Annotated in this window: 13 protein-coding genes; 12 read left to right on the forward strand and 1 reads right to left on the reverse strand. The window is 61.8% G+C overall.

Annotated features, from left to right (window positions below):
- Positions 1–15 precede the first annotated feature (15 nt).
- Positions 16–1,239 carry an ROK family transcriptional regulator gene (locus ACQY1K_RS13735; RefSeq protein ID WP_430257606.1) on the reverse strand — a complete coding sequence of 408 codons (1,224 nt, stop codon included), beginning with the start codon at positions 1,237–1,239 and terminating at the stop codon, positions 16–18.
- Between the two features lie 244 nt (positions 1,240–1,483).
- Here ACQY1K_RS13735 and ACQY1K_RS13740 point away from each other — a divergent pair, with 244 nt between their 5' ends.
- From ACQY1K_RS13740 to ACQY1K_RS13795, 12 genes are all read left to right on the forward strand, one after another.
- Positions 1,484–2,509, forward strand: coding sequence for a sugar ABC transporter substrate-binding protein (locus ACQY1K_RS13740; protein ID WP_062461015.1), 1,026 nt, complete (start codon positions 1,484–1,486; stop codon positions 2,507–2,509).
- Positions 2,510–2,699: 190 nt separating this feature from the next.
- The gene (locus ACQY1K_RS13745; protein ID WP_113109742.1) at positions 2,700–3,779 is read left to right on the forward strand and encodes an ABC transporter permease; all 1,080 of its coding nucleotides are present in this window, start codon (positions 2,700–2,702) and stop codon (positions 3,777–3,779) included.
- Positions 3,779–4,570 (forward strand): ATP-binding cassette domain-containing protein, encoded by a 792-nt coding sequence (locus ACQY1K_RS13750; RefSeq protein WP_062461891.1) that lies wholly within the window; start codon positions 3,779–3,781, stop codon positions 4,568–4,570. Before ACQY1K_RS13745 ends, ACQY1K_RS13750 begins: the two co-directional genes overlap by 1 nt.
- Positions 4,571–4,872: 302 nt before the next feature.
- Positions 4,873–8,232 carry a DUF2126 domain-containing protein gene (locus ACQY1K_RS13755; RefSeq protein ID WP_430257607.1) on the forward strand — a complete coding sequence of 1,120 codons (3,360 nt, stop codon included), beginning with the start codon at positions 4,873–4,875 and terminating at the stop codon, positions 8,230–8,232.
- A gap of 39 nt (positions 8,233–8,271) precedes the next feature.
- Positions 8,272–10,713, forward strand: coding sequence for a circularly permuted type 2 ATP-grasp protein (locus tag ACQY1K_RS13760; RefSeq protein WP_430257608.1), 2,442 nt, complete (start codon positions 8,272–8,274; stop codon positions 10,711–10,713).
- A 19-nt stretch (positions 10,714–10,732) separates the two neighbouring features.
- Positions 10,733–11,611 carry a transglutaminase family protein gene (locus ACQY1K_RS13765; RefSeq protein WP_430257609.1) on the forward strand — a complete coding sequence of 293 codons (879 nt, stop codon included), beginning with the start codon at positions 10,733–10,735 and terminating at the stop codon, positions 11,609–11,611.
- Positions 11,612–11,747: 136 nt separating this feature from the next.
- A complete protein-coding gene (locus tag ACQY1K_RS13770) occupies positions 11,748–12,968 on the forward strand; it encodes a vWA domain-containing protein (protein WP_062461028.1) in 1,221 nt (406 codons plus the stop codon).
- 221 nt (positions 12,969–13,189) lie between these two features.
- On the forward strand, positions 13,190–15,652 hold the full coding sequence (locus ACQY1K_RS13775; protein ID WP_062461031.1) for a glycogen/starch/alpha-glucan phosphorylase: 2,463 nt from the start codon (positions 13,190–13,192) through the stop codon (positions 15,650–15,652).
- Positions 15,652–17,859, forward strand: a complete 2,208-nt coding sequence (gene glgB / locus ACQY1K_RS13780; RefSeq protein ID WP_113167161.1) for a 1,4-alpha-glucan branching protein GlgB — start codon at positions 15,652–15,654, stop codon at positions 17,857–17,859. The genes ACQY1K_RS13775 and glgB overlap by 1 nt, the downstream gene beginning before the upstream one ends.
- An 18-nt stretch (positions 17,860–17,877) precedes the next feature.
- On the forward strand, positions 17,878–19,140 hold the full coding sequence (gene glgC, locus ACQY1K_RS13785) for a glucose-1-phosphate adenylyltransferase (RefSeq protein WP_430257610.1): 1,263 nt from the start codon (positions 17,878–17,880) through the stop codon (positions 19,138–19,140).
- Between the two features lie 13 nt (positions 19,141–19,153).
- Positions 19,154–20,599 carry a glycogen synthase GlgA gene (gene glgA / locus ACQY1K_RS13790; protein WP_430257611.1) on the forward strand — a complete coding sequence of 482 codons (1,446 nt, stop codon included), beginning with the start codon at positions 19,154–19,156 and terminating at the stop codon, positions 20,597–20,599.
- A 1-nt stretch (position 20,600) separates the two neighbouring features.
- Positions 20,601–22,229, forward strand: coding sequence for an alpha-D-glucose phosphate-specific phosphoglucomutase (locus ACQY1K_RS13795; RefSeq protein ID WP_430257612.1), 1,629 nt, complete (start codon positions 20,601–20,603; stop codon positions 22,227–22,229).
- The last annotated feature ends 68 nt before the right edge of the window (positions 22,230–22,297 follow it).

The following is a 22,297-nucleotide window of genomic DNA, read 5'->3' on the forward strand; positions in this document are numbered from 1 at the left end:
GCGGACGTCCCCTCGTCACATCGCCTTGAACAGCACACTCGGATCGGTGAGGTATTTCGCAAAGATCGGCAGGCTGGCGCCGCCGATGGCGCGGGCGTGGCTGCCGACCTTGCCCTCGATGATATCGGGGATGATGACACCTTGCAGGTCCAGCCGCTTGACGGCCTCGATCGTCTCGGTGACGATCCGCTTGCGCACCCAGGACGGAAATCCGCCATCGATCACGGCAGCCCCGAAATCGATGATCGAGGCGCTGGCAATGATGGCCTGGGCAAGCGCTGCCGCCGTCTCGCCGATCCACAGATCGAGCGGCGCGCCGAAATCGATCCATTCGTCGGCCGAATACCAGAGCGGTTCCGGATCGATACCCTTTTCCTTCAGCATATTTTCGAGAACGAAAATTGAAGCGACGTCGAGCAACTGCCGGGTTGAACCGTCCCTGCCGCGCACCGGAAGTGGCGCGACAGCGCCTGCAGTCCCGGTTCGGCCGGAAAACACCGCGGAGTTCAGAACGATGCCGCCGCCGATAAATGACCCGATGAAGAAATAGACAAAGTCCGGGTAGGACGGACCGATCCCGAACACCAGCTCCGCACCGCAGGCGCTGGTCGCGTCGTTCTGCAGGTAGACGGCATGCTTGGTCGAGGCGGAGACCTCCTGCTGCAGGTCGAAATCGCGCCAGAGATCCATCGCGCCCTCGGGCGCGCCGACTTCGTCCGCCCAGTTCCACAGTTCGAACGGCGCCGAAATACCGATGCCGGCGATCCGCTCACGCTCGACCATGCTGAGCTGGCCTTCGAGCCTGCCGATCCCCTTGCCGATGATCTCGATGATCTTCTGCGGCACTGGGTAGGCATAGGTTTCGTGATGATGCATCCGGATCTTCCCGACGAAATCCATCAGCACCAGATCGGCGCTGCGTCGGCCGATTTTCACCCCGAAGGAAAACACGGCATCCGGATTGAGCCGCATCGGGACCGACGGCTGCCCCACCCGGCCGCGGATCGGTTCGCCGCGCAGCAGAAGCCCATCCTTTTCGAGCGATCGCATGATCACAGATACGGTCTGTGCCGAAAGTCCGCTGGCGCGGGTAATGTCCGCCTTCGACATCTCGCCGTGCATGCGCACAAGCGAAAGGACCAGCCTTTCGTTATAGGCGCGCACGCGGACCTGGTTCGATCCACCCGAGAAACTGCCGAGCGGCATCGACCCTGTCGCGGTACTTCCCGCGATCGACATTGGAACTCCTCCCGAAACTCGCCGTGGATCGTCATCTCCACGCATGCCGAATATGCCACCGTGGATAAATAATTCAATCGGAATTAATTATTGACAGCTCATGGAAAACTGGTCTTAATCCTGGCTGCAGAGGACATGGGAGGCTTGGAGACGGCGCTCGTCGAATTCGATGGCACCCGGTGTTTCTGAACATTTGCATCAATCGCCCCAAGCTTGGGGAAAAGATCTCTCGGGAGGAGATATCATGAAAAAGACTGTGCTTTCTGGCGCCTTTGCGGCGCTTGTCCTCGGCGTTGCGTTTTCCGCTCCGGCGCACGCAGCCGGCGTCTCCGCCTGCCTCATCACCAAGACAGATACCAATCCGTTCTTCGTGAAGATGAAGGACGGTGCGACTGCGAAAGCCAAGGAACTCGGCGTCACGCTGAAATCCTATGCCGGCAAGATCGATGGCGATTCCGAAAGCCAGGTTGCCGCGATCGAAACCTGCATCGCCGATGGCGCCAAAGGTATTCTGATCACCGCGTCCGACACCAAGGGCATCGTGCCGAACCTCAAGAAGGCCCGCGACGCCGGCATGCTGATCATCGCGCTCGACACGCCGCTGGAGCCGATCAATGCGGCCGATATGACGTTTGCGACCGACAACCTTCTGGCCGGCAAGCTGATTGGCCAGTGGGCCAAGGAAACGCTCGGCGACAAGGCCAAGGAAGCCAAGGTGGCCTTCCTCGACCTTACCCCGTCGCAGCCTTCCGTCGACATCCTGCGCGACCAGGGCTTCATGATCGGTTTCGGCATCGATCCGAAGGATCCGAACAAGATCGGCGACGAAGACGATCCGCGCATCGTCGGCCATGACGTGACCAACGGCAATGAAGAAGGCGGCCGCACCGCGATGGAAAACCTTCTCCAGAAGGATCCGACCATCAACGTCGTTCACACGATCAACGAACCGGCAGCAGCCGGCGCCTATGAAGCGCTGAAGGCCGTCGGTCGCGAGAAGGACGTGCTTCTGGTCTCCGTCGACGGCGGTTGCCCGGGCGTCAAGAACGTCGCCGGCGGCGTCATCGGCGCGACCTCGCAGCAGTATCCGCTGCAGATGGCATCGCTCGGCATCGAGGCGATCAAGAAGTTCGCCGATACCGGTGAAAAGCCGAAGCCGACTGCCGGCAAGGACTTCTTCGATACAGGCGTGACGCTCGTGACCGACAAGCCGGTTCCCGCGATCAAGTCGATCGACACTAAGGAAGGTCTGAACAAGTGCTGGGGCTGATCCCCACCTGCATTTGAAAGATCAAACCACTACCCTCCCCGCAGCGGGGAGGGCTTGATCCGGCGGCAACCGCTCAGACAATCCCTGCGTTTGCCGCAAGTCTTCTCCCACCGGGGTGGGAGAGATGGCCGGCAGGCCGGAGAGGGTCTCTCACTGTCGAGCGACAACGGAATTTCTCGGAGGAACATCCATGACCGAGCCAACGGCGGCATCGCCGCATCATGACTACGAAAAGGTTCTGAAGGACAGTTCGACCGACGTCGCGTCCTTCGACGGCGACAAGAAAACGCCAGTCCAGAAATTCCAGCACTTCCTGCACACCAGTCCGTCGGCGGTTTCGCTGATCGTCCTCGTCGCAGCCCTGCTGGTGTTCGGAATCCTTCTCGGCGGAAAATTCTTCAACGCCTTCTCCCTGACGCTGATCCTGCAGCAGGTGGCAATCACCGGCATTATCGGCGCGGCACAGACGCTTGTCATCATGACCGCCGGCATCGATCTTTCGGTCGGCGCCATCATGGTCCTCTCCTCTGTGGTCATGGGCCAGATGGTCTTCCGCTACGGGGTTCCTGTTGAAATCGCCATTCCCTGCGGCTTCGCGGTCGGCGCGATTTGCGGCTTCATCAACGGCTTCCTGATCGCCCGCGTGAAACTGCCGCCCTTCATCGTCACGCTCGGCATGTGGCAGATCGTGCTTGCCACCAACTTCCTCTATTCCTCCAACGAGACGATCCGCTCGCAGGAAATCGAGGCGACGGCTCCGCTTCTGCAGTTCCTCGGCACGACGTTCAAGGTCGGCGGTGCGGTGTTCACCTTTGGCGTCGTCGCGATGGTGCTTCTTGTCGCGGCACTCTGGTACGTCCTCAACCAGACCGCCTGGGGCAGACATCTTTACGCAGTCGGTGACGATCCCGAAGCGGCAGAGCTTTCCGGTGTCAACGTCAAGCGCATGCTGATTTCGGTCTACGTTCTGGCAGGCACCATCTGCGCGCTTGCAGGCTGGGTCTCGATCGGCCGCAATGGCTCGGTTTCCCCGACAGTCGGCCAGTTCGCCAACATCGAATCCATCACCGCCGTGGTTATCGGCGGCATATCGCTGTTCGGCGGCCGCGGCTCGATCCTCGGCATGGTGTTCGGCGCCCTCATCGTCGGCGTGTTCTCGTTCGGCCTTCGAATGCTCGGCACCGACGTCCAGTGGACCTACCTCCTGATCGGCGTGCTGATCATCGCCGCCGTCGCAATCGATCAATGGATCAGAAAGGCAGCCGGCTGATGGCACGCGATCCGAACACTCAACCCATCCTGGCCGCCCGCGGCCTCGTCAAGCGCTACGGTCGCGTGACCGCCCTCGACAACGCGGATTTCGACCTCTACCCGGGTGAAATCCTCGCCGTCATCGGCGACAACGGCGCCGGCAAGTCGTCGCTGATCAAGGCGATCTCAGGCGCGATCCGTCCCGACGAGGGCGAGATCACGCTCGAAGGCAAGCCGGTCCAGTTCCGTTCGCCGATCGAGGCCCGCGATGCGGGCATCGAGACCGTCTACCAGAACCTCGCGCTGTCGCCGGCACTGTCGATCGCAGACAACATGTTCCTCGGCCGCGAGATCCGCAGCAAGGGTTTCATGGGCAAATACCTGCGCAAGCTCGATCATGGCGCCATGGAAAAATTTGCCCGCGGCAAGCTTTCCGAACTCGGCCTGATGACCATCCAGAACATCAACCAGGCGGTCGAGACACTCTCGGGCGGTCAGCGCCAGGGTGTGGCTGTGGCGCGCGCTGCGGCCTTCGGTTCCAAGGTGATCATCCTCGACGAACCGACGGCGGCGCTTGGCGTCAAGGAAAGCCGCAAGGTGCTGGAACTGATCCTCGACGTGCGCTCGCGCGGCATTCCGATCGTGCTGATCAGCCACAACATGCCGCATGTCTTTGAAGTGGCCGACCGTATCCACATCCACCGGCTCGGAAAACGACTGACCGTCATCAACCCGAAAGACTACACGATGTCCGACGCGGTCGCCTTCATGACCGGCGCCAAGGTCCCGACGGAAGCCGTCGCGGCCTAACGGAAATACCTGGGAATGCCCACTCCCCGCTCGCGGGGAGTGGGCACGTACCCTGATCTGACTCTGAGCGCGCAGCCTGCGTCCTTCTCCCCGCCCGCGGGGAGAAGGTGCCGGTAGGCGGATGAGGGGCAATCTCAGCCGGATGACCCTTACCCGGCACAACGATCGAAAACCGAACGAAGCTCACCTTTCGAAGTGAGCGGGAAAACAGCCTGCCCCGCCTTGCATTCTTTTCATGCATTGCACAAACTCGCGGCAACGATGACGTAACGGCCCATTCAACAAGGCCGGCAAGGGGCATAATGTCGATCAAGGCGAGCATCTACCACCTCACCCATTACAGCTATGACAGGCCGGTCCGCATGGGGCCGCAGATCATCCGGCTGAAGCCCGCCGCCCATTCCCGCACAAAAGTGCTGTCGCATTCGCTGAAGGTCACGCCGGAGAATCACTTCGTCAACCTGCAGCAGGACCCCTACGGCAACTACCTCGCCCGCTTCGTGTTTCCCGAACCGGTGACCGAATTCAAGATCGAGGTCGACCTCGTCGCCGACATGACGGTCTACAATCCCTTCGACTTCTTCGTCGAGGAAGAGGCGCAGGCCTGGCCGTTCACCTACCCGGCCGATCTCATCGAAGACCTGTCGATCTACCGCACGCCCGAGCCGCCGGAACCTGCCCTCGTCGAATACCTGAAGACGCTGGACGTGTCGCCCGGCCAGCCGACCGTGGACATGGTCGTCGGCATCAACGCCCGCCTGCAGCAGGCGATCGGCTATGTCATCCGCATGGAACCCGGCGTCCAGACGCCCGAGCAGACGCTGACCTCGGCAATGGGCTCCTGCCGCGATTCGAGCTGGCTGCTGGTGCAGATCCTGCGCCATCTCGGCTTTGCCGCCCGTTTCGTCTCCGGCTACCTCATCCAGCTGACGCCGGACCTGAAGGCGCTCGACGGCCCCTCCGGCACCGAAGTCGATTTCACCGATCTGCATGCCTGGTGCGAAGTCTATCTGCCAGGCGCGGGCTGGATCGGCCTTGATCCGACATCGGGCCTGCTGACCGGCGAAAGCCACATTCCGCTGGCCGCCACGCCCCATTACCGCAACGCCGCGCCGATTTCAGGCGGTTACTTCGGCGAGGCGAACACTTCTTTCGACTTCGCCATGAACGTCACGCGCGTTGCCGAACATCCGCGCATCACCAAGCCCTTCTCGGATGACAGCTGGGATGCCCTGAACGATCTCGGCGAACAGGTGGACCGCGTGCTGGAAGCCCAGGACGTGCGCCTCACCATGGGCGGCGAACCGACCTTCGTGTCGATCGACGACTTCGAATCCGACGAATGGAACACCGGCGCCGTCGGCCCTACCAAGCGCGAAAAGGCCGACGTCCTCATCCGCAAGCTGCGCGAAAAATTCGCGCCTGGCGGCTTCCTGCATTACGGCCAGGGTAAATGGTATCCGGGCGAAAGCCTGCCGCGCTGGACGTTCTCGCTCTACTGGCGCAAGGACGGCAAGCCGATCTGGAGCAATCCGGATTTGGTGGCCGAGGAAGGCCGCGACTATGGCAGCGGCGAACAGGACTCGCAGCAATTCCTGACGGCACTCGCAGCGGAACTCGATATCGGCGCAGAGATGGTTGTGCCCGCTTATGAGGATCCGGCCGAGTGGATCATCAAGGAGGGCTCGCTGCCTGATAATGTCGATCCATCCAATTCGAAAATCAAGGACCCGGAAGAGCGCAACCGCATCGCCCGCGTCTTCGAACGCGGCCTGACCAACCCGTCCGGTTATATCCTGCCTGTGCAGGCCTGGCAGTCGCATGCGAGAGGCGGCAGCATGGGCGCAAAGCGCTGGATCAGCGAAAAATGGAGCACCCGTCGCGGCAAGATCTTTCTTGTGCCCGGCGACAGCCCGGTCGGCTACCGCCTGCCGCTCGGCACGCTTCCCTATATCCCGCCATCGCAGTTCCCCTATATCCACGAGGCCGATCCCTCGATCCCCCGCACCGCCCTGCCCGACATGATCGTCCCGCCCGGTCACGAGGCGACGGAAGGCCGCGCGATGCCGGAGCAGTCGTTCACGGCAGGCGACCCGGTCAATCCCGGCCGCGTCGAGCAGACGCTCGGTGAAATCGGCGGCGCGGTGCGCACGGCGGTTTCCGTCGAGCCGCGCGACGGCCGGCTCTGCGTTTTCATGCCGCCGGTCGAAAAGATCGAGGACTATCTCGAACTGATCGCCGCTGCCGAAAACGCTGCGACGAAGCTCGGTCTTGCCGTCCATATCGAAGGCTACGCGCCGCCGCATGACGAGCGCATCAACGTCATCCGCGTCGCGCCCGATCCTGGCGTCATCGAGGTCAACATCCATCCGGCCACAAGCTGGAAGGAGACGGTCGAGACCACAACGGCGATCTATGAAGAGGCCCGCCAGAGCCGTCTCGGCGCCGACAAGTTCATGATCGACGGCCGCCACACCGGCACCGGCGGCGGCAACCACGTCGTGGTCGGCGGCGCCAACCCGAACGACAGCCCGTTCCTGCGTCGCCCGGACCTGCTCAAAAGCCTCGTGCTGCACTGGCAGCGCCATCCGTCGCTGTCCTACCTGTTCTCCGGCCTGTTCATCGGCCCGACCAGCCAGGCACCGCGCCTCGACGAAGCCCGCCACGATTCGATGTACGAGCTTGAAATCGCGATGGCACAGGTGCCGATGCCGGGCCAGGGTGCCGCACCGCTGCCATGGCTCGTGGACCGGCTGTTCCGCAACCTCTTGACCGACGTCACCGGCAATACCCACCGTTCGGAAATCTGCATCGACAAACTGTTTTCCCCCGATGGACCCACCGGTCGCCTCGGCCTTGTCGAATTCCGCGGCTTCGAAATGCCGCCGAATGCGCGCATGTCGCTCGCTCAGCAGCTTCTTGTGCGGGCACTGATCGCCCGCTTCTGGAAAAACCCGGTTCAGGGCAGGTTTACCCGCTGGGGCACGGCGCTGGCGGACCGGTTCATGCTGTCCCATTACATCTGGGCCGATTTCATGGACGTGCTGGCGGACCTTCGCGAAAACGGCTTCGACCTTAGGCCCGAATGGTTCGAGGCACAGCTCGAGTTCCGCTTCCCGTTCTTCGGCGAAGTCGAGTACGAGGGCGCAAAGCTCGAACTGCGCCAGGCGCTGGAACCCTGGCATGTGATGGGCGAACAGGGCGCGATCGGCGGCACGGTGCGCTATGTCGACAGTTCCGTGGAGCGCCTGCAGGTGCGGCTCGAGACCAGCAACCCGCAGCGCTATACCGTCGCCTGCAACGGTCGCGCCGTCCCGCTGACGCCGACGGGCGTGTCCGGGGTTTCGGTCGCCGGCGTCCGCTTCAAGGCCTGGCAGCCGTCCTCCGGCCTGCATCCGGTTCTGCCAGTCAATACACCGCTGACATTCGATATCTATGATACATGGTCCAGCCGCTCGATCGGTGGCTGCATTTATCATGTTGCCCATCCGGGCGGTCGCAACTATGAGACCTTTCCGGTCAATGGCAACGAAGCGGAAGCGCGAAGGCTCGCACGGTTCGAACCGTGGGGACACACGGCCGGCAGTTATGCTTTGATGCAGGAAATGCCATCGCCCGAATTTCCGCTGACACTCGATCTGCGCCGGCCACCCGGGATTTGAACGGACCACCTGGGTTTTAACTGGAGTTGACAGCAAGCCATGTCCAACGGACCGGCAACAGAGAGCGCCAAGGCGGAAGCAGGCGTTGGCGAGATCGGCATTGACCCGATCCTCGGCTACGCCGCCTTGGCCGGCGTCACCGACGAGATGCTAGACGCCGAAGGCCGTATCAAGCCGGTGTGGGAGAACCTGATCGCGCATCTGAGCCGTCTCTCGGAAGCCGAGCTGCACGAACGGTTTGCCCGCGCCAACCGCTATCTTCGCGATGCCGGCGTGTTCTACCGCACCTATGCCGCACCCGGCAGCACGGCCGGCAGCGGCAGCGGCGAACGGGCGTGGCCGATCAGCCATATTCCGGTTCTGATCGCAGAAAAGGAATGGGAAGAGATCTCCCGCGGCCTCAAGCAGCGCGCCGACCTTCTCGAAGCGATGCTTGCCGATATCTACGGCGACAACAAGCTGGTCGAGGAAGGCTTCCTGCCGCCGCAGCTGGTCGCCGGCAACCCGGAATTCCTGCGCCCGCTGGTGGGCGTAAAGCCGGTCAGCGGCCATTACCTTCATTTCTGTTCGTTCGAAATCGGCCGCGGTCCGGATGGCGACTGGTGGGTTCTCGCCGACCGCACGCAGGCTCCATCCGGCGCAGGCTTTGCGCTGGAAAACCGCGTCGCCACCACGCGCGCGCTGTCGGATATCTATGCCGAAAGCCATGTCCACCGCCTCGCCTCCTTCTTCGGCGCCTTCCGCGATGCGCTGCAGAGCCACAAGCAATATCCCGACGACCGGATCGCGGTTCTTTCCCCCGGCCCCGCCAACGAAACCTATTTCGAACACGCCTATATCGCCCGCTATCTCGGTTTCATGCTGCTGGAAGGCGAGGACCTGACCGTTCTCAACAACCGCGTCATGGTCCGCACTGCTGCGGGTCTGAAACCCATCGGCGTTCTCTGGCGCCGCCTCGACGCCTCCTATGCCGATCCGATGGAATTGAACCAGAGCTCCCATATCGGCACGCCCGGCATGGTGCAGGCGCTGCGGTCCGGGTCGCTGACACTCGTCAATGCGCTCGGCTCCGGTATCCTCGAAACCCGGGCGCTGCTCGCCTTCATGCCCGCCATCTGCCGCCGCCTTCTCGGCGAAGCGCCGATCATGCCATCGATCGCGACCTGGTGGTGCGGCCAGAAGGCCGAGCGGGACCATGTGGCCAAGAATATCGGGCGGATGGTGATCGGCCCGGCCTATTCCGGCCTGCCCTTCTTCGACGACAACGGCCAGTCCGTCCTCGGATCAGCCCTGAGGGAGACCGCAAAGGAATCGATCGGCGAATGGCTGTCGAGCGAAGGCGCCAAGCTCGTCGGACAGGAAGTCGTGACACTGTCGACCACGCCTGCCTATGTCGAAGGCAAGCTGGTGCCGCGTCCGATGTCGCTGCGCGTCTTTGCCGCCCGCACCGAAGATGGCTGGCAGCTTATGCCCGGCGGTTTTGCCCGTATCGGCTCCGGCGACGACGTGGCCGCAATCGCCATGCAGGCCGGCGGCACCGCGGCCGATGTCTGGATCGTTTCCGACAAGCCCGTCGACAAGCCGACCCTGCTGCCGCCCGAAGAAAGCTTTACCCGCAACATGCCGGGGTCGCTGCCTTCGCGCGCCGCCGACAATCTGTTCTGGCTTGGTCGCTATATCGAGCGCTCGGAAGGTGCGTTGCGCATCCTGCGCTCCTGGCACCTGCGCTACGCGGAGTCAGCAGATCCCGACGCGCCGCTTCTGGTCGACGTCGCCGGCTATCTGAAGTCGATCGATATGGACATGGCAAAGGCCGTGCCGGCGCCGCTTCTGTCCCACCTCAACAGCGCCATCTATTCGGCCAGCAACATCCGCGACCGCTTTTCGCCGGATGGCTGGCTGGCCCTGACGGACCTTGCCAAGACCACCAAGCGCTTTCATGAGACCGCACAACCGGGCGACGATGCCGCCCATGCCAGCACCATCCTTCTGCGCAAACTGGCGGGTTTTGCCGGTCTCGTGCACGAAAACATGTATCGCTTCACCGGCTGGCGTTTTCTTTCCATCGGTCGTTACCTTGAGCGCGGCCTGCATATGACGCGGCTGCTCGCCCATATGTCCGGCCCGGACGCACCGGATGGTTCGCTCGACATGCTGCTTGAAATCGGCGACAGCGTCATGACCCATCGTCGCCGCTACAACGTCAACACCGCGCGGCTGACAGTCGCCGACCTCCTGGCGCTCGATCCGCTCAACCCGCGTTCGATCCTGTTCCAGCTGGCCGAGATCCGCACTGAAGTCGAGCAGCTGCCGAATGCCGTCCTCAACGGCCAGATGTCGCCTTTCTACAGGGAAGCGATGCGGTTGCATTCGGGCCTTGCGGTCATGACCCCCGAGGGCATGGATGTGGAGGTTTATCGCAAGCTCGAGCAGGAGCTTGAACGGCTTTCCGATATTCTCGCCCGAACCTATTTCAACTGAGCGGGAGAGAGGAAACGCCATGCTCTACGACCTCTCCATGCACATGGGCTATGTCTATGACCAGCCGGCCTCGGTCGCACGGCATGTGATCCGCGTCCTGCCTTTGTCGCTGCCCGATCGCCAGCGACTGATCGCCGGCACCATCACCGTTACGCCGAACGCCGAGGAGAAGGCCACCTTCATCGATTTCTTCGGCCAGCAGGCGACCTCAATCCTGCTGCGCGCGCCGCATGAGCGGTTCGACATCCGTATGCAGGCGCGCGTCATGGTCGAGACTCCGACGATCTCCGCGGATCTGTCGCCACGGCTCGATGGCTTGAGGCGGGAGCTTGCAGCGTATCTTAGCGTCGACGGCGGCTCGCCGCACAACCTGACGGGCGCAAGCCCTCGCCTGCCCGAAGATCCGCAGATTGCCGCCTATGCCCGCGACGTCGTCAAGCCGGACCAGACGGTGCTGGAGATCGCAAAGGAGCTCTGCACCCGCATCTACGACGACTTTAAGTATGACTCCAAGGCGACCAAGGTCGACACAACCCCGCGCGAGGCCTTCAAGCTGAAGCGCGGCGTCTGCCAGGACTTTGCCCATATCATGATCACGGCGCTGCGCAGCCTCGGCATCCCCGCAGGTTATGTTTCGGGCTTCCTGCGCACTCTGCCGCCCCCGGGCAAGGAGCGTTTGGAAGGCGCCGACGCGATGCATGCCTGGGTCAAGGTCTGGTGCGGCGAGGCGGTCGGCTATGTCGAACTGGACCCCACCAACGACATCATGGCCGGCACCGACCATATCGTTGTCGCCTACGGCCGTGACTATTCCGATATCGCACCTGTCATCGGCGTGCTCAAAGGTTACGGAAATCGAAAGATCATCCAGGGGGTTGATGTGATACCGGTCAGATAGACCCGTTTTGGCGCTGAATCGTCGTGTTGGTTCAATTTTTAAGGGTTGATTTAGCGGTTCCTCCACCCGCTCCGCGCTATCAAGACCACGTGTTAGTGCAAATGAGTTGCGCGGTTTCGGCACGGGGGTAAGTGCGATGACAGCATCAATTTGGACGCGGTTTGCCAAGAACCGCGACGGAAATTTCGGCCTTATGACAGCGGTGCTCCTGCCCATCCTCCTGGGTTCGGCGGGCGTCGCGCTTGATTTCACCAATGCCATGCAGATCAAGAGCAAGATGCAGGGTCTGGCGGATTCCGCGGCACTGGCAGCTGCCTCATCGATGGCCCAGAAAGGCATGAACGAGAAGGACGCCCAGGAACTGGCGACCGACTACCTTGCCGGCCAGATCCTTGCCAATGGCATAGACGCGAACGCCACACCTGAAGAAAAGGCAGCGCAGCAGGAGGCGATCCGCAAGGCCACCGCCGTCAGCGCCAAAACCACCAACAACAGCGCTTCCAGCAAGGGCTATACGGTGGCGCTCAACACCAAGTACACGATGAAGCTGAACCCGATCACCAGCATGATCGGCGGCCAGTCCATCACGCTGAATATCGCGGCCACGGCATCCAGCAGTTCGGAAACGACCAACGGCATCTCGATGTACCTGGCGCTTGACCGGTCCGGCTCGATGTCCTTTGTCACCAGCGACAGGAATACACTGCGGTCCTACTGTGACAACTACACCAACGCTGACTGGCCGTCGGTCGCCTTCTACTGGCCCTGCTACATCCGCAAGATCGAGGCCCTGCAGACGGCGGCGACGGGGCTGTTCACGTCGCTGAAGACGTCCGACCCGAAAAATACGCTGATCCGTGTCGGTGCGGTTTCCTACACCGATGAGACGCAGTCTCCGACACCGATGACATGGGGTACGACCGAGGCTGCCAAGTACGTGGCGGCGCTTCCAAGCGTTCCGACCGGCGGCACCGATGCCAGCGGCGCGATGACCCTCGCACTGAATGCGCTGAAATCGAGCAACACGACCGAGGCAACGGCGCATACGGCCAAGGGCAATGCCACCTTCAACCGCTACATTGTGCTGATGACGGATGGCGAGATGACCGGCAAAAGCGCCAACTGGAATCCGGCGCTGGACAGAACAGTGCGCAGCCAGTGCGAAACCGCCAAGGCCGATGGCATCAAGATCTTCACCGTTGCCTTCATGGCGCCGGACAAGGGCAAGTCGCTGCTGAGCACCTGCGCAAGCGCCAGCGACTACTATTACGAGCCTGAAGACATGACCGATCTCGTCAACGCGTTCGGCGATATCGCCAACAAGGCGGCAAAATCCGCGGTTCGCCTCACCAACTAGACGGCAGTCTAAGTCTCTCGGAACGTTTGATTATTTGCAGAACCCCGTCCAACCGGCGGGGTTTTGCTTTTTTGCGATTTTACATGCCCATGACATATTTCAAGACCAATATCATTGCCCGTTGCAAGCGTTTCGTAACGGTGCATAACTGGTTTCCCAGATCTTCAACGAGGGTCCGAATCGGACGCAATTCTCACGCTTAACCAGAAAGTTAGCGCGACATGGACAAGACCTCTTCTAACGTCGAACTCCCCTTTCCGGCACCACGCAGCTCCCGGCCTGAAATCATGGCAGAGGAGATCATCGAGCGCCTGACCTACCGGATCGGCAAGGATGCGCAGGTCGCCAAGCCGCATGACTGGCTGACCGCAACGATCCTCGTGGTGCGCGACCGCATTATCGACCGGTGGATGGATTCGACCCGCAAGGTCTACAAGACCGGCGAGAAGCGCGTTTACTATCTATCGCTGGAATTCCTGATCGGCCGCCTGATGCGCGATGCCGTCAGCAATCTCGGCCTGATGTCGGAAATTCGCGACGCGCTGACATCGCTCGGCGTCGATGTGGCTGTCATTGCCGGCCTCGAACCCGATGCCGCCCTCGGCAACGGCGGCCTCGGCCGTCTCGCCGCCTGTTTCATGGAAAGCATGGCAACCGTCGAGATCCCGGCCTACGGCTACGGTATCCGCTATGTCCACGGCCTGTTCCGTCAGCAGATGGCCGACGGCTGGCAGGTGGAACTGCCGGAAACCTGGCTTGCCCACGGCAACCCCTGGGAATTCGAGCGCCGCGAAAGCTCCTACGAAATCGGCTTCGGCGGCACGGTCGATACCGTCGGCGGTTACGACGATGCGCCGCGCTACGTCTGGAAGCCGGCCGAACGCGTCATCGCCATGGCCTACGACACCCCGATCGTCGGCTGGCGCGGCAAGCGCGTCAACACGCTGCGCCTCTGGTCGGCCCAGCCGATCGATCCGATCCTGCTCGATGCCTTCAATGCCGGTGACCACATCGGCGCGCTGCGCGAAAGCAACAAGGCCGAAAGCCTGACCCGCGTCCTCTACCCGGCCGATGCCAACCCGGCCGGCCAGGAACTGCGCCTGCGCCAGGAATTCTTCTTCTCCTCGGCCTCGCTTCAGGACATCCTGCGCCGCCACCTGCAGCAGTATCCGGACTTCACCAATCTTCCCGACAAGGTCGCGATCCAGCTCAACGACACCCATCCGGCGATTTCGATCGGCGAACTGATGCGCCTTCTGGTCGACATCCACGGCGTGGATTTCGACGAGAGCTGGGAAATTGTCCGCAAGACCTTCTCCTACACCAACCACACGCTTCTGCCCGAGGCGTTGGAAAGCTGGCCGGTACCGTTGTTCGAGCGCCTGCTGCCGCGCCACATGCAGCTCGTCTATGCGATCAACACCAAGATCTTGCTGGAAGCGCGCAAGCTGAAGAACTTCTCCGAAACCCAGATCCGTTCGATCTCGCTGATCGACGAGGGTGGCGAGCGCCGCGTGCGCATGGGCAACCTTGCCTTTGTCGGCTCGCATTCGATCAACGGCGTCTCGGCCCTGCATACCGACCTGATGAAGGTCACTGTGTTCCAGGACCTGCACACGCTCTATCCCACACGCATCAACAACAAGACCAACGGCATCACCCCTCGCCGCTGGCTGATGCAGTGCAATCCGGGCCTCACTTCGCTGATCCAGGACGCCATCGGCGACAAATTCCTTGATGACACCGAGGCGCTGACAGATCTTGAGAAATTCTCAAGCGACAGCTCGTTCCAGGACAAGTTTGCGGCGATCAAACGCACCAACAAGATCGCACTTGCCAATCTGGTCGGCAGCCGCATGGGCATCAGGCTCGATCCGTCGGCCATGTTCGACATCCAGATCAAGCGCATCCACGAATACAAGCGCCAGCTCCTCAACATCATCGAGGCGGTAGCGCTCTACGACCAGATCCGCTCGCATCCGGAACTCGACTGGGTGCCGCGTGTCAAACTGTTCGCCGGCAAGGCGGCGCCGAGCTACCACAACGCCAAGCTGATCATCAAGCTGGCCAACGACGTCGCTCGCGTCATCAACAACGACCCATCGGTGCGCGGTCTCCTGAAGATCGTCTTCATACCGAACTACAACGTGTCTCTCGCCGAGATCATGGTCCCCGCGGCCGATCTTTCCGAGCAGATCTCGACGGCCGGCATGGAAGCGTCGGGAACCGGCAACATGAAGTTTGCCCTGAACGGGGCACTGACGATCGGCACGCTCGACGGCGCCAATGTCGAAATGCGTGACCATGTCGGGGAAGACAACATCGTCATTTTCGGCCTGAAGGCCGACGAGGTGCAGAAGGTCCGCGACGAGGGCCACGATCCCCGCGCCGTTATCGACCAGTCTCCGGAACTTGCACAGGCCCTGAATGCCATCGCGACAGGCGTGTTCTCTCCGGATGACCGGTCGCGTTTCACGGTCCTGATGGACGGGATCTACAATCACGACTGGTTCATGGTTGCCGCCGACTTCGATGCTTACGCAGCAGCGCAGCGCAGCGTTGACCAAATCTGGTCGGACCCTAAATCATGGTATTCGAAGACTATTCTCAACACCGCCCGCATGGGTTGGTTCTCCTCCGATAGAACCATTCGCCAATACGCGTCGGAAATCTGGAGAGCCTGATGACAAAAGCGCCGCGTACGCTCGATGACGGGAGAGCTCCTGGAGAAATCCCGTTATCCGAGATCGAGGCGATTTTGGAAGGCAGGCATACAAACCTCTTTGCCGTTCTCGGCCTGCACAAGGTCGGGGACGTCTACAGGGTCCGCTGTTTCATCCCCGGCGCCGAGGCCGTCACGGCCACGGCGCTGAACGGCACGGAACTGGGGGAACTCACCTGCCGCCACGAAGCCGGTTATTTCGAAGGCATCGTCTCCGCCTCGCAACGCCAGCCCGTCCGTTACCGCGCCCGCCGCGGTGATGACGAGTGGGCGGTGACGGACCCCTACTCGTTCGGCCCGGTTCTGGGACCGATGGACGATTATTTCGTCCGCGAGGGATCGCATCTGCGCCTGTTCGACAAGATGGGCGCCCATCCGATGAAGCACGAGGGCGTAGAGGGATATCACTTCGCCGTCTGGGCACCGAATGCCAAGCGCGTCTCTGTCGTTGGCGATTTCAACACCTGGGATGGCCGCCGCCACATCATGCGGCTGCGTCAAGACACCGGCATCTGGGAAATCTTCGCGCCCGATATCCTGGCTGGCACCCCCTACAAGTTCGAGATCGTCGGCAGCAACGGCGAAGTTCTGCCCCTCAAGGCCGACCCTTACGCCCGGCGCGCCGAAATGCGCCCGAAGACGGCGTCCGTCACCACGCCGGAACTGGTGCAGAAGTGGGATGACGAGGCGCACCGCGAATTCTGGGAAAAGGCCGATCACCGCCGGCAGGCGATCTCGATCTACGAAGTGCACGCCGGGTCATGGCGCCGCAAGCAGGATGGTTCGTTCCTCTCGTGGGACGAGCTTGCCGCCGAACTAATCCCCTACTGCACCGACATGGGCTTTACCCATATCGAATTCCTTCCGATTACCGAACATCCCTATGATCCGTCCTGGGGCTACCAGACCACCGGCCTCTATGCTCCGTCGGCCCGTTTCGGCGAGCCGGAAGGCTTTGCCCGCTTCGTCAACGGCTGCCACAAGGTCGGCATCGGCGTCATCCTCGACTGGGTGCCCGCCCACTTTCCGGTCGATGCGCACGGGCTTCGCCATTTCGACGGTACCGCACTCTACGAGCATGAAGATCCGCGCCAGGGTTTCCACCCCGACTGGAACACGGCGATCTACAATTTCGGCCGACTGGAAGTCCTGTCCTACCTCGTCAACAACGCGCTCTACTGGTCGGAGAAATTCCACCTCGATGGCCTGCGTGTCGATGCGGTTGCCTCGATGCTCTATCTCGACTATTCCCGCCGCGAGGGCGAATGGGTACCGAACGAATATGGCGGCCGCGAGAACCTGGAATCTGTCCGCTTCCTGCAGAAGATGAACTCGCTTTCCTACGGCAATCATCCCGGTGTGATGACCATTGCCGAAGAATCCACATCCTGGCCCAAAGTCTCGGCGCCGGTCCACGAAGGCGGTCTCGGCTTCGGGTTCAAGTGGAACATGGGTTTCATGCACGACACGCTGAGCTATCTCGCGCGCGAGCCTGTTCACCGCAAGCATCACCACAGCGCCATCACCTTCGGCATGGTCTACGCCTATTCCGAAAACTTTGTCCTGCCCCTCAGCCATGACGAAGTCGTGCACGGCAAGGGGTCGCTGATCGCCAAGATGGCCGGCGACGACTGGCAGAAATTCGCCAATCTGCGCGCCTATTACGGGTTCATGTGGGGTTATCCGGGCAAGAAGCTGCTGTTCATGGGCCAGGAATTTGCCCAGTGGAGCGAATGGAGCGAGGAGCGGTCGCTGGACTGGAATCTGCTGCAATACAGCCCGCACGAAGGCATGCGCCGTCTCGTCCGCGATCTGAACTTCTGCTACCGCTCCAAGCCCGCCCTGCATGCCCGCGATTGCGAGAGCGAAGGGTTCCGCTGGCTGATTGCCGATGATGCCGAAAACTCCGTGTTTGCCTGGCTGCGTATGGCGCCGGGGGAAAAGCCGGTGGCGGTGATCACGAATTTCACCCCGGTCTACCGGGAAAATTACCGTATTCCCTTGCCAAGCGAGGGCAGATGGCGGGAAATCCTCAACACCGATGCCGAGATCTATGGCGGCACCGGCAAGGGGAATGGCGGACGCGTGCAGGCGGTGAATGCGGGAGGAACGATCACCGCCGACATCACGTTGCCGCCTCTGGCGACGATCATGCTGGAATTGCAATAACGACCGGGAGGGAGAACCATGAACGACAAACGCATACAGCCACTCTCACGCGACGCGATGGCCTATGTCCTGGCCGGCGGCCGCGGCAGTCGCCTGAAGGAACTGACGAATCGCCGCGCCAAGCCAGCGGTCTACTTCGGCGGCAAGGCGCGCATCATCGATTTCGCGCTGTCGAACGCGCTGAATTCCGGCATCCGCCGCATCGGCGTTGCGACCCAGTACAAGGCGCATTCGCTGATCCGCCACATGCAGCGCGGCTGGAACTTCCTGCGTTCAGAGCGCAATGAAAGCTTCGACATCCTGCCCGCCTCCCAGCGCGTTTCGGAAACGCAATGGTATGAAGGCACGGCCGACGCAGTGTTCCAGAACATCGACATCATCGAAGGCTACGCGCCGGAATACATGGTAATCCTTGCCGGCGACCACGTCTACAAGATGGACTACGAGTACATGCTGCAGCAGCACGTGAACTCCGGCGCCGACGTCACCGTCGGTTGCCTCGAGGTTCCGCGCATGGAAGCCACGGGCTTCGGCGTCATGCATGTCAACGAGAAGGACGAGATCATCGATTTCGTCGAAAAGCCGGCCGACCCGCCGGGAATTCCCGGCAATCCCGATTTCGCGCTGGCCTCGATGGGCATCTACGTCTTCCACACCAAATTTCTGATCGAAGCGCTGAAGCGCGACGCGGAAGCCGAAGGCTCCAGCCGGGACTTCGGCAAGGATATCATTCCCTATATCGTCGAGCACGGTAAGGCCGTCGCGCACCGCTTTGCCGATAGCTGCGTCCGGTCCGATTTCGAGCGCGAGCCCTACTGGCGCGATGCAGGGACGGTGGACGCATACTGGCAGGCCAATATCGACCTGACAGAAATCGTCCCCGGTCTCGATCTCTACGACAAGTCCTGGCCGATCTGGACCTTCGGCGAAATCACGCCGCCCGCAAAGTTCGTGCATGACGACGAAAACCGCCGCGGTTCCGCGACGTCCTCGGTCATTTCCGGCGACTGCATCATTTCAGGCTCGTCGCTCAACCGAAGCCTGCTGTTTACCGGCGTGCGCGCCAATTCCTATTCCAAGCTCGAAGGCGCGGTTGTGCTGCCGAACGTGCGGATCGGACGGCGCGCCCAGCTTCGCGACGTCATCATCGACCACGGCGTGACCATTCCGGAAGGCCTGATCGTCGGGGAGGATCCGGAACTCGATGCCAAGCGCTTCCGCCGCACCGAGAGCGGTATCTGCCTGATCACCCAGGCGATGATCGACAAGCTCGAGCTGTGAACGGGATCCTCCGATGAATGTTCTGTCGGTCGCGTCCGAAGTCTTTCCGCTGGTAAAAACCGGCGGCCTCGCCGATGTGGCCGGCGCACTGCCGCTGGCACTCAAGAGCCAGGGCGTCTCGATGAAGACCCTGATGCCGGGCTATCCGGCTGTCATGCGGGTGCTGAAGGATGCAAAACTCGTCATGAGTTTCGACGACCTTCTCGGTGCCAGTGCCGATATCCTCGAAGTCACGCACCAGGGGCTAGACCTCCTGGTGCTCGACTGCCCCATGTTCTTCGACAGGCCGGGCGGCCCCTATCTCGATCAGACGGGCAAGGACCATCCCGACAACTGGAGACGCTTCGCGGCACTGTCCAAGGCGGGTGCGATCATCGCGCAGGACGGTATCGCGGGCTGGCGGCCCGACATCGCACATGTCCATGACTGGCAGGCGGCCATGCTTCCGGCCTTTATGCGCTACTCGGAAACGCCCGAAATCCCGACGCTGATCACCATTCACAACATCGCGTTCCAGGGCATGTTCGGCGCCGATATCTTCCCCTTTCTCGGTCTGCCGGACCATGCCTTTGCGATGGACGGGATCGAATATTTCGGCGGCATCAGCTATTTGAAAGCCGGGCTGGAGACGAGCTGGGCAATCTCTACCGTTTCTCCCTCCTATGCCGAGGAAATTCTGAGCGGCGAATACGGCATGGGGCTCGAGGGTCTGCTCTCCCGCCGCTCCGTGGATCTGACGGGTATCGTCAACGGCATCGACGCTGAAATCTGGGACCCGGAAACCGACATCAACCTGCACACCCGCTACGGTGCCGAAAGCCTTGCAAGCCGCGCCGGCAACAAGCGGGCGATCGAGGAGCGGTTCGGCCTCGTCGAAAGCGACGGTCCGCTGTTTTGCGTCATCTCCCGCCTCACCTCGCAGAAGGGCATGGATCTGCTGGCGCAGGAGATCGACAACCTTGTCGAAGCCGGCGGCAGGCTGGCGGTGCTCGGCTCCGGCGATCAGGCGCTCGAAACCGCATTTCACGCCGCTGCAGGCCGCCATCCGGGCAGCGTTTCGGTTCTGACCACCTATGACGAGCCGCTGTCGCACCTGCTTCAGGGCGGCTCCGATGCCATCATCATCCCCTCCCGGTTCGAGCCGTGTGGCCTCACCCAGCTTTACGGTCTGCGTTACGGCTGCATCCCGGTCGTTGCCCGCACCGGTGGCCTCAACGACACGGTCATCGACGCTAGCCCCGCCGCACTCGCTGCGAAGGCCGCAACCGGTGTCTCCTTCGGCCCGGCAACAGCCGACAATCTTGGCCGCGCCCTGCGCCGCGCCATCCGTCTCTACAAAGACCCTGATGTCTGGACGGAAATGCAGAAGCAGGGCATGAAATCCGACGTTTCCTGGGACAGGAGTGCTGGCCTCTATGCCGCGCTCTATTCCGACCTACTTGCAAGAAAAGGCATTTGAGATGATCAAAACCGTATCGACCACGCCCTATCAGGATCAGAAGCCTGGAACCTCCGGCCTGCGCAAGAAGGTGCCCGTCTTCGCCCAGGAAAACTACGCCGAAAACTTCATCCAGGCGATCTTCGACAGTCTCGAGGGATTTGCCGGCAAGACGCTGGTGATCGGCGGCGACGGCCGCTATTACAACCGCGAAGTCATCCAGAAGGCGATCAAGATGGCCGCGGCCTCCGGCTTCGGCAAGGTCATGGTCGGCCAGGGCGGTATCCTGTCGACGCCGGCCGCCTCCAACATCATTCGCAAATACCACGCCTTCGGCGGCCTGATCCTGTCGGCCAGCCACAATCCCGGCGGCCCGAACGAAGATTTCGGCATCAAGTACAACACCGGCAACGGCGGCCCGGCGCCTGAAAAGATCACCGATGCGATCTATGCCCGTACCAAGGTCATCGACACCTACAAGATCGCTGATGCGGCCGATATCGACCTCGATGACGTCGGAACGTTCAAGATCTCCGGAATGGAAGTCCAGGTCATCGATCCGGTCGCTGACTATGCCGAACTGATGGAGCAGCTGTTCGATTTCGTGGCAATCCGTGCCCTGCTTGCGAGCGGCGTCCGCATTGCGATCAATTCGATGGGCGCCGTCACAGGCCCCTATGCCGTGGAAATCTTCGAGAACCGGCTTGGTGCGCCCGAGGGCTCGGTACGCAACGCGACCCCGCTTCCCGATTTCGGCGGTCATCATCCGGACCCGAACCTTGTCCATGCCAAGGAACTCTATGACGACGTGATGAGCAAGAGCGGCCCGCATTTCGGTGCCGCCTCCGATGGCGACGGCGACCGCAACATGGTCGTCGGCAAGGGCATGTTCGTGACACCGTCGGACAGCCTGGCGATCATCGCAGCAAACGCGACGCTCGCACCGGGCTACGCCAAGGGTATTGCAGGCATTGCCCGTTCGATGCCGACAAGTGCGGCAGCCGACCGCGTGGCCGAAAAGCTGAAGATCGGCATGTACGAAACGCCGACCGGCTGGAAGTTCTTCGGCAATCTGCTCGATGCCGGCAAGGCCACCGTCTGCGGCGAGGAAAGCTTCGGCACCGGTTCCGACCACGTGCGCGAAAAGGACGGCCTCTGGGCGGTTCTGTTCTGGCTGAATATCATGGCAGCCAGAAACGAGAGCGTCGCTGAAATCGTCAAGTCGCATTGGGCCGAATACGGCCGCAACTACTATTCCCGCCACGACTACGAGGAAGTGGATTCGGATGCAGCGAACGCTCTCGTGGCGGCCCTGCGCGAAAAGCTCCCGACGCTCCCCGGCCAGACCTTCGGCGCACTCAAGGTCGAATTTGCTGACGATTTCGCCTATCTCGACCCGATCGACGGCTCCGTTTCGAAGAACCAGGGCATCCGCATCCTGTTCGAAGGTGGCTCCCGCGTCGTGTTCCGCCTGTCGGGCACCGGCACGTCGGGTGCGACGATCCGCGTCTATGTCGAGCGCTACGAACCCGATGCCAGCCGCCACGACATCGAGACCCAGACGGCGCTCGCCGACCTGATCGCAGTGGCAGACGAGATTTCGGATCTCAAGAAGCGCTCCGGCCGGGATGCCCCGACGGTGATCACCTGATCGAGGCTGCCGGGTGACATTGCCCCTCATCCGGCGACAGCAACCTTCTCCCCGCAATCGGGGAGAAG

Origin of the sequence: Neorhizobium sp. IRS_2294 (assembly GCF_050500145.1) — a bacterium.
Lineage (GTDB): Bacteria > Pseudomonadota > Alphaproteobacteria > Rhizobiales > Rhizobiaceae > Neorhizobium > Neorhizobium soli.

Coding starts and splice junctions, on each gene's coding strand:
- ACQY1K_RS13740 (WP_062461015.1), top strand. CDS start 1,484: ATGAAAAAGACTGTGCTTTCTGGCGCCTTTGCGGCGCTTGTCCTCGGC.
- ACQY1K_RS13765 (WP_430257609.1), top strand. CDS start 10,733: ATGCTCTACGACCTCTCCATGCACATGGGCTATGTCTATGACCAGCCG.
- ACQY1K_RS13770 (WP_062461028.1), top strand. CDS start 11,748: ATGACAGCATCAATTTGGACGCGGTTTGCCAAGAACCGCGACGGAAAT.
- ACQY1K_RS13750 (WP_062461891.1), top strand. CDS start 3,779: ATGGCACGCGATCCGAACACTCAACCCATCCTGGCCGCCCGCGGCCTC.
- ACQY1K_RS13735 (WP_430257606.1), bottom strand. CDS start 1,239: ATGTCGATCGCGGGAAGTACCGCGACAGGGTCGATGCCGCTCGGCAGT.
- glgB (WP_113167161.1), top strand. CDS start 15,652: ATGACAAAAGCGCCGCGTACGCTCGATGACGGGAGAGCTCCTGGAGAA.
- ACQY1K_RS13760 (WP_430257608.1), top strand. CDS start 8,272: ATGTCCAACGGACCGGCAACAGAGAGCGCCAAGGCGGAAGCAGGCGTT.
- ACQY1K_RS13775 (WP_062461031.1), top strand. CDS start 13,190: ATGGACAAGACCTCTTCTAACGTCGAACTCCCCTTTCCGGCACCACGC.
- ACQY1K_RS13755 (WP_430257607.1), top strand. CDS start 4,873: ATGTCGATCAAGGCGAGCATCTACCACCTCACCCATTACAGCTATGAC.
- ACQY1K_RS13745 (WP_113109742.1), top strand. CDS start 2,700: ATGACCGAGCCAACGGCGGCATCGCCGCATCATGACTACGAAAAGGTT.
- glgA (WP_430257611.1), top strand. CDS start 19,154: ATGAATGTTCTGTCGGTCGCGTCCGAAGTCTTTCCGCTGGTAAAAACC.
- glgC (WP_430257610.1), top strand. CDS start 17,878: ATGAACGACAAACGCATACAGCCACTCTCACGCGACGCGATGGCCTAT.
- ACQY1K_RS13795 (WP_430257612.1), top strand. CDS start 20,601: ATGATCAAAACCGTATCGACCACGCCCTATCAGGATCAGAAGCCTGGA.